This is a genomic window from Kocuria sp. UBA5001 (assembly GCF_002398425.1).
Taxonomy (GTDB): domain Bacteria; phylum Actinomycetota; class Actinomycetes; order Actinomycetales; family Micrococcaceae; genus Kocuria; species Kocuria salsicia.
In genome coordinates this window covers 48,273-61,865 of record NZ_DGYR01000001.1, presented here as the reverse complement: position 1 = coordinate 61,865, position 13,593 = coordinate 48,273, and the positions used below count along the sequence as shown (strand labels likewise).

Here is a 13,593-nt window from a genome sequence, read left to right as displayed (position 1 = left end):
ATTCTGTGCGGATGACGAGATCCGGCGCGTAGCTCTGGCTGGCCGGACGGCAACCCTCTCCCGTAGCGGGGTGCCCCAGATGACCATCCGGCCGCGATTCGATGCGATCACGGCAAGTGCGGTTTTTCTCTGAAATGGCACATGCCTGATCTGCACCCTCCGTCCAGTGCGGGACCGTTTGCGCGGCGCAACCACTCCCGACCCTGGAAAGGCACGATCATGCGAACCAAGCGTCTGATTCCCCTCGTTCTGGCCACCACCCTGGGCCTCACCCTGACCGCGTGCGGTGGCGGGTCCGACAACACGGACCCGGCCGCGGACGGCAAGATCACCATCGGCATCGTGGGGGCCACGCCGGTGCAGGACGCCCTCAAGGAAGTGGCCGCCGAGAACGACGTCACCGTGGAGTTCGTGGACTTCAGCGACTACAGCCAGCCGAACCCCGCGCTGAAGAGCGGCGACATCGACATGAACTGGTTCCAGCACATCGCGTACCTCGCGGACTACAACAACAACTCCGGGGACACCATCACCCCGGTGGGCTCCACCTCCATCTTCCCGCTGGGGCTGTACTCCAAGACGCTGAAGTCCGTTGACGACTTCAAGCAGGGGGACGAGATCGCGGTTCCCAACGACTCGATCAACCTCTCCCGCTCGCTGAACCTGCTCAAGCAGCAGGGTCTGGTGAGCTTCACGAAGGACACGATCGCCCCCACCGAGCAGGACGTGGATACGGACAAGTCCAAGATCAAGGTGCGCCCGGTCTCTGCGGAGCAGACCGTGCTCTCGATGGACTCCGTGGCCGCCTCCGTGGTGAACAACGACTTCCTCGACCGTGCCAATCTCGAGCCCAAGTCCGCGCTGGCCCAGGACGACCCCACGGCGGACAGCGCCAAGGTGTACGACAACATCTTCGCGTCCACCGAGGCCAACGCGGACGACGAGACCCTGAAGAAGGTCGCCGGGTTCTACTACGACGACAAGGTCCAGGAGGCCGAGAAGAAGGAGACCAAGGGCACCGCGGTCCCCACCAAGGTGGACCAGCAGGAGCTCAAGGACCTCCTCACGCGCTACTCCCAGGACCTGAAGGACCAGACCAAGTGAGTGCAGCCCCCGCCGCCGGGGACACCCTGGTCAGCTTCCGCGACGTCAGCAAGGTCTTCACCACCGGGCCCAAGCGACGCCCCCGTGAGGTCACCGCCGTGGACGGTGTGACCCTGGACGTCAAGCGCGGGGAGATCTTCGCCGTGATCGGCTACTCGGGCGCGGGAAAGTCCACCCTGGTGCGGCTGATCAACGGTTTGGAGACCACCACGTCCGGCACCCTGGAGGTCGGTGGCCAGCAGGTCAGCGGCCGGTCGGAGACCCAGCTCGCCTCCGTGCGCCACAACATCGGGATGATCTTCCAGCAGTTCAACCTGTTCACCTCGCGCACCGTGGCCGGGAACATCGAGTACCCGCTGCGCCGGGCGGGGTGGAAGCCCGAGGAGCGCCGGGCACGTGTCACGGAGCTGCTCGAGTTCGTGGGGCTCACCGAGCGGGCCCGCAACTACCCGGAGCAGCTCTCGGGCGGGCAGAAGCAGCGCGTGGGCATTGCCCGGGCGCTCGCGTCCAACCCCGAGCTGCTGCTCGCGGACGAGTCCACCTCCGCGCTGGACCCCGAGACCACGCAGGAGGTTCTCGCGCTGCTGCGCCGGGTGAACCGCGAACTGGGGATCACCGTGGTGCTCATCACCCACGAGATGGACGTGGTGCGTGCCATCGCAGACCGCGTGGCCGTGATGGACAGCGGTCGCGTGGTCGAGGTGGGGACCACCGCAGACGTCTTCGCGCACCCGCAGGCCGAGACCACCCGCAAGTTCGTGGGCTCCGTGATGCACACGGTGCCCAACGCCGCGGAGGTCGAGAAGCTGCGCCGCGAGCACCCGGGACGGCTGGTCATGGTGGATGTGCGCGACCAGAACCGGATCGGCGAGGTGCTCTCGGACGCAGCACGCACGGACGTGCGCTTCAACATCGCCTTCGGAGGGATCTCCATCCTGCAGTCCAGGTCCTTCGGGACGCTCACGCTGTCCCTCACGGGCCCGCCGGACGCCGTCGAACGGACCGTCGATGCCCTCCGGGCGGTCACCAAGGTTGAGGAGGTGGCTGAGTGATGGAGTGGTCCACACTGGCACCGCAGCTGCTGAGCGCCACGGGGCTCACGCTCTACATGGTCACCGTGACCCTCGTGCTGGCCGGGTTCATCGGCCTGGCCGTGGGCATGGGGCTCTACGTGACCCGGCGAGGAAGCATCATGGAGAACGGGGCGGTCTTCACCGTCCTGAACCTCCTGGTGAACTTCGTGCGCCCGATCCCGTTCATCATCCTGCTGGCCGCCCTCGGCAAGCTCACGGAGAGCGTGGTGGGGACCCGGCTGGGCCCCAACGCCGCGATCTTCGCCATGACCATCGGGGCCACCTTCGCGGTGGCGCGGATCGTGGAGCAGAACCTCATGACGGTGGATCCCGGCGTGATCGAGGCGGCCCGCTCCATGGGCGTCTCGCGCTGGAAGATCATCACCACGGTGATCCTGCCCGAGGCACTGGGCCCGCTGGTCCTGGGCTACACGTTCCTGGTCATCGGCATCACGGACATGTCCGCGATGGCGGGCGCGATCGGCGCCGGCGGCCTGGGTGACTTCGCCCTGCGCCTGGGCTACCAGCGCTTCAACGACCAGGTGACGTGGGCCGCGGTGATCGTGATCATCATCCTGGTCCAGCTGGTGCAGTTCTTCGGCAACTGGCTCGCGCGCAGGATCATGCGCCGCTGAGGCGCCCCCGCGAGTTCCCGACGCCGCCCCGGCAGCCTGTGCGCTGCCGGGGCGTCGTGGTGTTCGGCGGGTCACGCGCGGCTGCCGCGTGTCGGACGAGTGGGGCACAATGGGGGAAGTCTTTCCCACGGGGCGCGTGTCGCGGGCCCCGCACGCCAAATTCCCTGGAGGAAATTCGTGACCTCGGTCAACCTCGGCATGCCGGCGGCACCCCAGCCGGTCCTCTCACCCAGGCGCCCGACCCGCCAGATCCGCGTGGGCTCGGTGGGTGTCGGCTCGCAGAGCCCCATCAGCGTCCAGTCGATGACCACCACTCCCACGACGAACATCAACGCCACGCTGCAGCAGATCGCGGAGCTCAACGCCGCGGGCTGCGACATCGTGCGCGTGGCGTGCCCGTCCCAGGACGACGCGGACGCCCTGCCGATCATCGCCATGAAGTCCCCGATCCCGGTGATCGCGGACATCCACTTCCAGCCGAAGTACGTCTACGCGGCCATCGACGCCGGGTGCGCGGGAGTTCGCGTGAACCCGGGCAACATCCGCAAGTTCGACGACCAGATCGAGGGCATCTCCCGCGCCGCGGAGGCGGCGGGGGTCTCCATCCGCATCGGCGTCAACGCCGGTTCCCTGGACAAGCGGCTGCTGCAGAAGTACGGCAAGGCCACCCCGGAGGCGCTCATGGAGTCCGCCGTGTGGGAGGCCTCGCTGTTCGAGCAGCACGACTTCCACGACTTCAAGATCTCCGTGAAGCACAACGACCCCGTGACCATGGTCCGCGCCTACCAGCTGCTGGCCGAGCGGGGGGACTGGCCCCTGCACCTCGGCGTGACCGAGGCCGGGCCGGCGCTGCAGGGAACGGTGAAGTCCGCCACCGCGTTCGGCATCCTGCTCTCCCAGGGCATCGGTGACACCATCCGCGTCTCCCTCTCCGCGCCGCCGGTGGAGGAGGTCAAGGTGGGCAACCAGATCCTGCAGTCCCTGGGGCTGCGCCCCCGCAAGCTGGAGATCGTCTCCTGCCCCTCGTGCGGGCGCGCCCAGGTGGACGTCTACAAGCTCGCCGAAGAGGTCAACGAGGGTCTCGCCCACCTCACGGTGCCGCTGCGCGTGGCCGTGATGGGCTGCGTCGTCAACGGACCGGGGGAGGCCCGTGAGGCGGACCTCGGCGTGGCCTCCGGCAACGGCAAGGGCCAGATCTTCGTCCGCGGCGAGGTCATCAAGACCGTTCCCGAGGACCAGATCGTGGAGACCTTGCTCGCCCAGGCCAACGAGATGGCCGAGGAGATGGGCGTGGACGAGAACGGCCAGCCCGTCGAGGGTGCCCCGGTCGTGACCGCCGGGTGATCCGACGCCGCGACCCGAGGCTGCTCCCGCCCGCCGCCGTGGGCCGGGGGGAGCTGGACCGGCTGCTCGACGAGCACGCCGTGTCCTCGGTGTTCGTGGCCGCCCACGTGGAGCGCATCCGTGACGGCGGCAGTGCGACGCCGCCCGTCTACGGCGTGCGGGGCCCGGACGGCCGGCTCGAGGGGGCGTGCTGGGTGGGCACGAACGTCGTCCCGATCGCCCTCGACGAGCGGGGAACGGACCTCGTCGCGGACCTCCTGCTGCGCGGCGGGCCCCGCTTCGCCTCCGTCTTCGGCCCGGCCGAGCCCGTGCTGGGGCTGTGGGACCGGGTGCGGGAGAACTGGCCCGCACCGTTCGACGTCCGCGCCCACCAGCCCCTGCTCGTGATGGAGCGGGACCCCGCCCCGGCTCTGCTCGGTGGCACGGCCTCGCGCGTGTGCTGGGCGGGACCCGAGGAGTTCGACCGGGTGCTTCCCGCCGCCGTGGCGATGTTCACCGAGGAGGTGGGCTACTCGCCGCTGACCAGCGGGGCCGAGGGCTACCGACGACGCGTGCGCTCGCTGCTCGCGGAGGGTCGCACCGCGGTGCTGTGCGACGAGGACGGCACCGTGGTGTTCAAGGCGGACGTCGGCTCCCGGCACGGGCGCGTCTGCCAGATCCAGGGCGTGTGGATCCACCCCCGGTACCGCGGCCGCGGTCTGGCCGTGCCGTGCATGGCGGCCACCGTGGCCCTCGCCCGTGTCCGCACCCCGGTGGTGAGCCTCTACGTGAACTCCTTCAACGCCCCGGCCCTGGCCACCTACCGCCACGTGGGCTTCGAGCAGACCGGGGAGTTCGCAACCGTCCTGCTGTGAGGGACGGTCCTGCTGCCAGTGGCGCCGCCCGGCGAGCGGTGCCGTGCTGCGAGCGGCGTCGTGCCGCATGCGACGCCGTGCCGCCGTGAGCATCCCCGGGGCACAGCGATAGACTCCCAGGAGACATCCATTGCCCAGATCGGCCCGTTCCCCGGGCGGTTAGGACCTTTTCGTGCCGCTTCGCCTGAGCTCCCTTTTCCTGCGCACCCTGCGCGAAGACCCCGTGGACGCGGACGTCGACAGCCACAAGCTGCTCGTGCGTGCGGGCTACATCCGCCGCGCGGCGCCCGGGATCTACACGTGGCTGCCCCTCGGACTCGCGGTGCTGCGCCGTGTGGAGGGAATCGTGCGCGAGGAGATGAACGCGATCGGCGCGCAGGAGGTGCACTTCCCGGCGCTGCTGCCGCGTGAGCCCTACGAGACCACCAACCGGTGGACCGAGTACGGCGAGAACCTCTTCCGGCTGCAGGACCGCAAGGGCGCGGACTACCTGCTCGCGCCCACGCACGAGGAGATGTTCACCCTGCTGGTCAAGGACATGTACTCGTCCTACAAGGACCTGCCCGTGTCCCTCTACCAGATCCAGACGAAGTACCGGGACGAGGCCCGCCCCCGCGCCGGGCTGCTGCGCGGGCGCGAGTTCATCATGAAGGACTCCTACTCCTTCGACGTCGACGACGCCGGGCTGGACGAGTCCTACGCCAAGCACCGCGCCGCGTACGTGCGGATCTTCGAGCGGCTGGGTCTGCCGGTGGTGGCGGTCGCCGCGACCTCCGGTGCCATGGGCGGCTCCCGCTCCGAGGAGTTCATGCACCCCTCACTGGTGGGGGAGGACACGTTCGTGCGCACCGCGGGCGGCTTCGCGGCGAACGTCGAGGCCGTGACCACCGTGGCACCGGAGCCGCTCGACTACTCGCAGGCCCCGGCCGCGCAGGTGCACCGCACGCCGTCGAGCCCCACGATCGACACGCTCGTGGAGCGCTCCAACGAGCTGCACCCCCGCGAGGGCGAGCCCTGGACCGCCGCGGACACCCTGAAGAACGTGGTGCTGTCGGTGACGCTGCCGGACGGCACGAAGCAGCTCGTGGCCGTGGGCGTCCCCGGGGACCGGGAGATCGACCTCAAGCGCGTGGAGGCCGGCATCGGCACCGCCCTGGGACAGGGCGGTGAGCTCGAGGTGGCCGCCGCGAGCGAGGAGCAGCTGCGGGCCGTCCCCCAGCTCGTGAAGGGCTACATCGGTCCGGGGCTGAGCACGGACGAGCCCCTGCTGGGCGAGAAGTCCGCCACCGGCATCCCGTTCTTCGTGGACCCCCGCGTGGTTCCCGGAACCTCCTGGATCACGGGCGCGAACCTGGCGGAGAGCCACGTGTACGGGCTCGTGGCGGAGCGCGACTTCACGTGGGACGGCACGCTGGAAGCCTGCGCGGTGCGCGAGGGCGACGCCGCCCCGGACGGCTCCGGACCGCTGGAGATCGCGCGCGGTATCGAGATGGGCCACGTCTTCCAGCTCGGCCGCAAGTACGCGGAGTCCCTGGGGCTGAAGGTCCTCGACAGCAACGGCAAGCTCGTGACCGTGACCATGGGCTCGTACGGCATCGGCGTGACCCGCGCGCTCGCGGCCATCGCGGAGCACTACCACGACGACAAGGGCCTGGTGTGGCCCCGCAACATCAGCCCCGCCGACGTCCACGTGGTGGCCACGGGCAAGGGCGCGGAGATCCTGGAGGCCGCAGAGGAAATCGTTGCGGAGCTGGAGTCCGCCGGGATCACGGTCGTGTTCGACGACCGTCCCAAGGTCTCCCCGGGCGTGAAGTTCCGGGATGCAGAGCTGCTGGGCGTGCCCACCGTGCTCGTGGTGGGTCGCGGTCTGCAGGACGGTATGCTGGAGCTCAAGGACCGCGGCACCGGCACCAGCCGCGACATCGCACGCGACGACGTGGTCGGAGAGATCACTGCCGAGGTCCGGGGCGACGCCCCGGGCGTCGGTCGCTGAGTCCGCTCGGAACGGGCGGGGTGGTGGATCTCTCCTTCCTCGAGGGCTCGGGACTGGACACCGCGACCCCCGGTCTCCTGCTGCTGCTCGTGCTCACCGGCCTCGCCGCGGGGTTCATCGACGCCGTGGTGGGTGGCGGTGGACTCCTGCAGCTGCCTGTGACGCTGATGATCCCTGGGCTCACCCCGGTGCAGGCACTGGCCACGAACAAGATGGGGTCGGTCTTCGGAACGGCCACCTCGGCGGTGACGTTCAACCGCCGCGTCCGTCCGGACCTGCGCACGGCCCTGCCCATGGCGGCGGCGGCCTTCGTGGCCGCGGGGGCGGGCGCGGCCGTGGCGGCGGCGCTGCCCGCGGGGGTGTTCAAGCCGATCATCGTGCTGGCGCTCGTCGCGGTCCTGGCCTTCACCGTGGCGAAGCCGTCGATGGGCCGGCTCACCGAGCTGCGGCACGCCGGCGCCCGGCACTACGGTCTGGCAGTCCTGCTCGGTGCCGTGATCGGCTTCTACGACGGCGTCATGGGACCGGGCACCGGGTCCTTCCTCATCATCGGACTCGTCTCGCTGCTCGGCTACAGCTTCCTGGAGGCCAGTGCCAAGGCGAAGATCGCGAACCTGGCCACGAACCTCGGTGCACTCGTGGTCTTTGGCGCGCACGGCTCGATCCTGTGGGGACTGGGCCTGGTGCTGGGACTGAGCAACATGGCCGGCGGATACATCGGCGCGCGCACGGCGGTGGCCCGGGGCAACTCGTTCATCCGCGTGGTGTTCTTCGCTGTGGTCTCGGTGCTGATCGTGAAGCTCGGCTGGGACGTGCTCACCGGCCGCTGAGCCGGGTTACCGCCCGGCGGACGGCAGCGATCTCCTGCCGGGCCCGCCCGGGTCAGCCTCGACCGGGCAGCGCGGCGACGGGCTTCTGCGGGTCCAGCCGCTGGGCGCCGTGCGCGGTGTCCTGCAGGACGTCCAGCCACCAGGAGCGCTGCCCGGCGGTGCTGGTGGCCACGGCCCGCACGACCGCCTCGCTGGCCTTCCGCTCTGCCGCGCCCGTGGCACCGGCGGGATCCGTGGTGAACCCCTCGGGGAGGTCGTACCGCGCCGCCACCGGGCCGGGATCGCAGCCGAGCAGGCCCGCGGCACGCCCGTCCTCGAGCGCGTGGTGGAGCCGTGCGACGGTGGCGTCCACATCTGCCCGCGCGGCGTCCCCGGTGGAGATCCGCGCCTGGGCGGCCTCGGCAACGAACTGCGCGCGGTCCACGGCGGTCTCGGCCGCGAGCTGCTCGGGCTCGCAGCCCTCCGGCCCAGCGGGTGTCGCCGAAGCCGAGGGTGAGCCGCTGCCCGCGGCCTCTCCGGCCGCACCCTCACCATCCGAAGCTCCACCGGCCGCACCCTCGCCGGTCGTGGCTCCACCGTCCGTCGCCTCGCTGGTCTCCGACCCGCCGGTTGAGGAGGAGGCGTCCGCGGCCCACCACGATGCCGCGACGGCCGAGAGCGACGCCGCGAGGTCGCCGTCGTGCACATCGTCCGCGGCCTCGGCGAGCCGTCCCGCGGCGTCCGAGAGACTCTCCACCGCGGGGGCGTGCTCGCCGCGCTCCGCCATGCGCCGGGTCTGCGACGGCGTGGCCGGGGGTCCGAGCTCGTCGAGCTGACGGTCGAGGACCGCGTCCGGAAGCAGGGAGCCGTCCGCGAGCAGGGCCGTGTCCGGACGGGGGGAATCGTCCGCGGGTGCGGTGCTGTCCGAGGGCTTCGCACTGCCCGCCTGCGCGGAGGACGCGGAGGACCCCGGGTGCAGCTGGGCGCGCACGGACTCGGCGGTGGCTCGGGCTGCGAGCCGGGCGGCGTCGTCGTCCGACAGCGGCCGCCAGTGCGCCCAGAGACCGGCGGCCACCACGAGCAGCAGGACGACGGCGAGAACCGCGGCCGCGGTGCGCCAGCTCCGCTCGCGGGGCGTGGACGGGTGAGAACTCACGAATTCCTCCGGGGGACGGGTCTGCTCCATGATAGGGAGAAGCGCCGCCCGGCAGAGGCCGCCCGTGCGGCGGACGACACGAACCACAGGAGACGAGAACCCATGACGTCGCACGAGAATGCCACCATCCGCAAGACCGTGGCCCCGGTGGTCGAGGCCGCGGGGCTCTTCCTCGAGGAGTGCGAGCTCACGGGGGAGGGCGGCACGCGCACGCTGCGAGTGCTCGTTGACGTGACCGAGGGCACGGAATCCCTGGACCTCGACGGCGTGGCGGCCGTCGCGCGCGAGATCTCCGACGCTCTGGACCGTGAGGACCCGGTGCCCGGCCCGCCCTATGAGCTCGAGGTCTCCACCCCCGGTGCCACGCGCTCGCTCGAGACCCCGCGGCACTGGCGCCGCAACGTGGGCCGGCTGGTGCGGGTCCGCCCGCTCGAGGGCGAGCGCTACACGGCCCGGCTGCTCGAGGCGCACGAGGACCACGCCGTGCTGCAGCGCTGGCACCAGCCCAAGAAGGGGATGCCCGTGAAGTACCTGGACCCGGAGGACGTGGCCTACGACGAGGTGCGCTCGGCGAAGGTGGAGGTCGAGATCTGACGTCCCCGCGGGGATGTACGATTACCGCAACAGAACACGACGAACACCACGCCGCAGCGCACCGCACGACACGTGCGGCGCGCTGTTTGGTTCCCGGCCCCACCCGGAACGGAACCCGGCGCGGTGCGAGGGAAGGCGGGACACATGGACATCGACATGAGCACACTGCGGCTGCTGGAGCGCGAACGCGACATCCCGGTGGACGTGCTGATCCCCACCATAGAGCAGGCGCTGCTGCTCGCCTACATGCGTTCCCCCGGTGCCATCAACGGCGCTCGGGCAGAGGTGGAGCGCCGCTCCGGGCACGTGACCATCTGGGCGCCGGAGCTGGACGACGAGGACCACCGGATCGGTGAGTTCGACGACACCCCGGCCGGCTTCGGACGCATCGCCGCGGCTACGGCCCGGCAGGTCATCCTGCAGAAGCTGCGGGACGTCGAGGACGACAACGTGCTGGGCCACTTCAAGGGCCGCGAGGGCGAGCTCGTCTCCGGCCAGATCCAGCAGGGCAACAACCCCAAAATGGTGCAGGTGAACCTGGGCACCGTCGAGGCGCTGCTGCCGCCGCACGAGCAGGTCCCCGGGGAGACCTACAAGCACGGCGACCGCATCCGCGCCTTCGTGGTTGAGGCGAAGCGCGGCTTCAAGGGCCCGTCTATCACCCTGTCCCGGTCGCACCCGGACCTCGTGCGCCGACTCTTCGAGATGGAGGTCCCGGAGATCGCGGACGGCTCCGTGGAGATCGTGACCCTGGCTCGCGAGGCCGGTCACCGCACCAAGATGGCGGTAGTCGCCACCCGCCCAGGAGCCAACGCCAAGGGCGCCTGCATCGGTGACATGGGCTCCCGTGTGCGCGCGGTGATGAACGAGCTCGGGGAGGAGAAGATCGACATCATCGACTACTCGCAGGACCCCGCCACGTTCATCGCGAACGCCCTGTCCCCCTCCCGCGTGAGCCGTGTGGAGGTCCTGGACGAGGCGGGGCGCTCGGCGCGCGCCGTCGTCCCGGACTCGCAGCTCTCGCTGGCGATCGGCAAGGAGGGGCAGAACGCCCGTCTCGCCGCACGCCTGACCGGTTGGGGGATCGATATCGTCGCGGAGTCCAAGGCCCAGTGAGCCTCGCGGCGCGGTGATTCGGGCGATTCCCCGGCGGCGCGCTAGACTGTGGCCTGATCAGGTAGACCATCTCTCGTGATCCTGCACGTCCGCGTGCTCGGGGGAGCGGGTTGTGGATCATGAGGAGCGTGGATGAGCACTGCGAGTCTGCGCACCTGCGTGGGATGCCGAATCGTCGCACCACCTGATCAACTCGTCCGCGTGACGATGGAGGAAACCCCTCACGGCCCCCGGGCCGTGGCGGACCCCCACCGCCGACTGGGAGGTCGAGGAGCCTGGGTGCACGCCACCCGGCAGTGCGTCGAGCAGGCGATCCGGAGGCGGGCGCTGAACCGTTCGTTCCGGGCGGCCGTCTCGACGGACGACCTCGCGGAGCAGTTCCGCGTCCTCCTGCCGGCGCAGGAGGACGAACACAAGGAAAGCGAGTCAGAAGACCATGGAAAACCGATGAGTGCCGGCCGATGAGTACTCATACGTACTCACCCCGCCGCCACGCGGGACGCGTGAGCACCATGCCCGTGTCCGGTGGTTGCGTCAACGGAAGATAAACGGTTCGTACCTGTTTCGGTGCGAGCTGAGACAGGAGAACAGTGGCCAAGCCCCGTGTCCACGAGCTCGCGAAAGAGCTCGGAATCACGTCCAAGGAAGCAATTTCCAAACTTCAAGAACTCGGCGAATTCGTTCGCGGCGCCTCCTCCACGGTAGAGCCGCCCGTCGCCAAGAAGCTGCGTTCCGCCTTCCCCGCTGGCGGGGAGAGCGCGAACCAGTCCAAGCCCGCCGCAGGTCGTGGCAACTCCGCGCAGGCGGCACCTTCGCAGGGTGCCCGCAAGCCGGCGGCGTCCGGCCCCAAGCCCGGCGGCCGGACCCACTCCAAGCCGGAGTCCGGCGCGGCGAAGCCCGCGCCGTCCGCTCCGGGCTCCCCGAACCCTGCGGCGAAAGCGGCACCCGCCTCCGAGCAGGCAGCACCCGCGCAGACCTCCGGTTCCCAGGAGCCCACCGACTCCTCGGCGTCCGCAACGCCGCGTTCGAGCGCCGCACCCGCACCCCGCTCTGACGCACCCAAGCCGGGTGGCGCCAAGCCGGGCCAGTCCGCGCCGCGTCCGGGCAACAACCCGTACGCATCGCAGCAGGGCATGGGCCGCAGCGGCGAGGGCGGCCAGCGTGGCGGGGCTTCCCGTCCCGGTCAGCAGCGCTCGGCCAAGCCCGGTGCCCCGCGCCCCGGCAACAACCCGTTCGCACCCCAGCAGGGCATGCGCTCGAGCGGCTCCGGCCAGGGCGGTCCCCGCCCCGGTGGTCCCCGCCCGGGTGGGCCCCGTCCCGCTCAGGCGGGTCAGGGTGGCCCGCGTCCCGGCGCTCCCCGCACGGGTGCGCCTCGCCAGGGTCAGGGCCAGGGCGGTCCTCGCCCCGGTGGCCCCCGCCCCTCGCCGAACATGATGCCCGGCCACACGACCGGTGTCGCCCCGATCGGTAGCCGTCCGGCTCCCGGCTCGGGTCCGCGCCGCGGTGGGGGCGGACCCGGCGGCACGGGTGGTCCCGGCGGCGGTTTCCGCGGTCGTGGTGGTCGTGGTGGCACGCAGGGTGCATTCGGCCGCGGTGGAGCCCGTGGCAAGCACCGCAAATCGAAGCGGGCGAAGCGCCAGGAGCTCGAGCAGATGTCGGCACCCGCCGTCGGCGGTGTGTCGGTTCCCCACGGCGACGGCAGCACCGTGGTGCGCCTGCGCCGCGGCGCGTCCCTCATGGACTTCGCGGAGAAGATCAACGCGAACCCGGCGTCGCTGGTGACCGTGCTCATCCACCTGGGTGAGATGGCCACGCAGACGCAGTCCCTCGACGAGGAGACGTTCCAGCTGCTGGGTGCCGAGCTCGGCTACCAGATCCAGGTGGTCTCGCCGGAGGACGAGGAGCGCGAGCTGCTCGAGTCCTTCGACATCGACCTCGACGCCGAGCTGGAGGCGGAGGGCGAGGACGTCCTCGCGCCGCGGCCCCCGGTCGTCACGGTCATGGGCCACGTGGACCACGGCAAGACCCGTCTGCTGGACGCGATCCGCAACACCAAGGTGATCGAGGGCGAGGCCGGCGGCATCACCCAGCACATCGGTGCGTACCAGATCGCCACGGAGGTGGAGGGCCAGCAACGGCTCATCACGTTCATCGACACCCCGGGTCACGAGGCGTTCACCGCCATGCGTGCCCGTGGTGCCCAGGTCACGGACATCGCCGTGCTGGTGGTCGCCGCGGACGACGGCGTCATGCCGCAGACCGTGGAGGCGCTGAACCATGCCCAGGCGGCGAACGTGCCGATCGTCGTCGCGGTCAACAAGGTGGACAAGCCTGACGCCAACCCGGAGAAGATCCGCGGCCAGCTCACCGAGTACGGTCTCGTGCCCGAGGAGTACGGCGGAGACACCATGTTCGTGGACGTCTCCGCCCGCGAGAGCCTCAACATCGAGGAACTCCTGGACGCGATCGTGCTTACCGCGGACGGTGCCCTGGAGCTGCAGGCCAACCCGAACAAGAACGCCCGCGGTGTGGCCATCGAGGCCAACCTGGACAAGGGCCGCGGCGCGGTCTGCACGGTGCTGGTCCAGTCCGGCACGCTGAAGGTGGGCGACTCGATCGTCGCCGGTGCGGCCTACGGCCGCGTTCGTGCGATGTTCGACGACACGGGAAACACGGTCGAGGCGGCGCTGCCGTCCAGCCCGGTGCAGGTCCTGGGTCTGTCCACCGTGCCGCGAGCCGGTGACACCTTCCTGTCCACGCAGGAGGAGCGCACCGCCCGTCAGATCGCCGAAAAGCGTGAGGCCGCGGACCGCAACGCCGCACTGGCGAAGCGCCGCAAGCGCATCACCCTCGAGTCCTTCGACGAGGCCGTGGCGGAGGGCAAGATCGACACCCTCAACCTCATCATCAAGGGC

At 70.5% G+C, this 13,593-nt stretch carries 12 protein-coding genes and 1 riboswitch; of the genes, 11 read left to right on the top strand and 1 reads right to left on the bottom strand.

What is annotated here, in order from left to right:
• Positions 1 to 10: 10 nt before the first annotated feature.
• Positions 11 to 125: riboswitch (SAM riboswitch) on the top strand.
• Between the two features lie 94 nt (positions 126 to 219).
• The 7 genes from B3G12_RS00300 (at position 220) to B3G12_RS00270 (ending at position 7,833) form a co-directional block, all read left to right on the top strand.
• Positions 220 to 1,104 carry a MetQ/NlpA family ABC transporter substrate-binding protein gene (locus tag B3G12_RS00300; RefSeq protein WP_290498534.1) on the top strand — a complete coding sequence of 295 codons (885 nt, stop codon included), beginning with the start codon at positions 220 to 222 and terminating at the stop codon, positions 1,102 to 1,104.
• Positions 1,101 to 2,156, top strand: a complete 1,056-nt coding sequence (locus B3G12_RS00295; protein ID WP_094393641.1) for a methionine ABC transporter ATP-binding protein — start codon at positions 1,101 to 1,103, stop codon at positions 2,154 to 2,156. Before B3G12_RS00300 ends, B3G12_RS00295 begins: the two co-directional genes overlap by 4 nt.
• The gene (locus B3G12_RS00290; RefSeq protein WP_094394726.1) at positions 2,156 to 2,812 is read left to right on the top strand and encodes a methionine ABC transporter permease; all 657 of its coding nucleotides are present in this window, start codon (positions 2,156 to 2,158) and stop codon (positions 2,810 to 2,812) included. The genes B3G12_RS00295 and B3G12_RS00290 overlap by 1 nt, the downstream gene beginning before the upstream one ends.
• 177 nt (positions 2,813 to 2,989) lie before the next feature.
• Positions 2,990 to 4,156 carry a flavodoxin-dependent (E)-4-hydroxy-3-methylbut-2-enyl-diphosphate synthase gene (ispG, locus tag B3G12_RS00285; protein WP_055083969.1) on the top strand — a complete coding sequence of 389 codons (1,167 nt, stop codon included), beginning with the start codon at positions 2,990 to 2,992 and terminating at the stop codon, positions 4,154 to 4,156.
• Entirely contained in the window at positions 4,153 to 5,010 is an 858-nt protein-coding gene (locus B3G12_RS00280) for a DUF4081 domain-containing GNAT family N-acetyltransferase (protein WP_145010438.1), read from the top strand. Before ispG ends, B3G12_RS00280 begins: the two co-directional genes overlap by 4 nt.
• 172 nt (positions 5,011 to 5,182) lie before the next feature.
• A complete protein-coding gene (locus B3G12_RS00275; protein WP_290498527.1) occupies positions 5,183 to 7,003 on the top strand; it encodes a proline--tRNA ligase in 1,821 nt (606 codons plus the stop codon).
• A 23-nt stretch (positions 7,004 to 7,026) separates the two neighbouring features.
• A complete protein-coding gene (locus B3G12_RS00270) occupies positions 7,027 to 7,833 on the top strand; it encodes a sulfite exporter TauE/SafE family protein (protein ID WP_290498745.1) in 807 nt (268 codons plus the stop codon).
• Positions 7,834 to 7,885: 52 nt separating this feature from the next.
• On the opposite strand, the gene B3G12_RS00265 is transcribed toward B3G12_RS00270, so the two are convergent.
• Complete coding sequence (locus B3G12_RS00265; RefSeq protein WP_290498525.1) at positions 7,886 to 8,968, bottom strand: hypothetical protein; 1,083 nt, start codon at positions 8,966 to 8,968, stop codon at positions 7,886 to 7,888.
• Positions 8,969 to 9,070: 102 nt separating this feature from the next.
• Here B3G12_RS00265 and rimP point away from each other — a divergent pair, with 102 nt between their 5' ends.
• From rimP to infB, 4 genes are all read left to right on the top strand, one after another.
• On the top strand, positions 9,071 to 9,562 hold the full coding sequence (rimP, locus tag B3G12_RS00260; protein WP_144942272.1) for a ribosome maturation factor RimP: 492 nt from the start codon (positions 9,071 to 9,073) through the stop codon (positions 9,560 to 9,562).
• Positions 9,563 to 9,706: 144 nt separating this feature from the next.
• On the top strand, positions 9,707 to 10,678 hold the full coding sequence (nusA, locus tag B3G12_RS00255) for a transcription termination factor NusA (RefSeq protein ID WP_144942271.1): 972 nt from the start codon (positions 9,707 to 9,709) through the stop codon (positions 10,676 to 10,678).
• Positions 10,679 to 10,810: 132 nt separating this feature from the next.
• Positions 10,811 to 11,143 carry a YlxR family protein gene (locus B3G12_RS00250; RefSeq protein ID WP_290498521.1) on the top strand — a complete coding sequence of 111 codons (333 nt, stop codon included), beginning with the start codon at positions 10,811 to 10,813 and terminating at the stop codon, positions 11,141 to 11,143.
• Between the two features lie 125 nt (positions 11,144 to 11,268).
• Positions 11,269 to 13,593: translation initiation factor IF-2 (infB, locus tag B3G12_RS00245; protein WP_290498519.1), on the top strand; the 2,325-nt coding region annotated here is incomplete at its 3' end.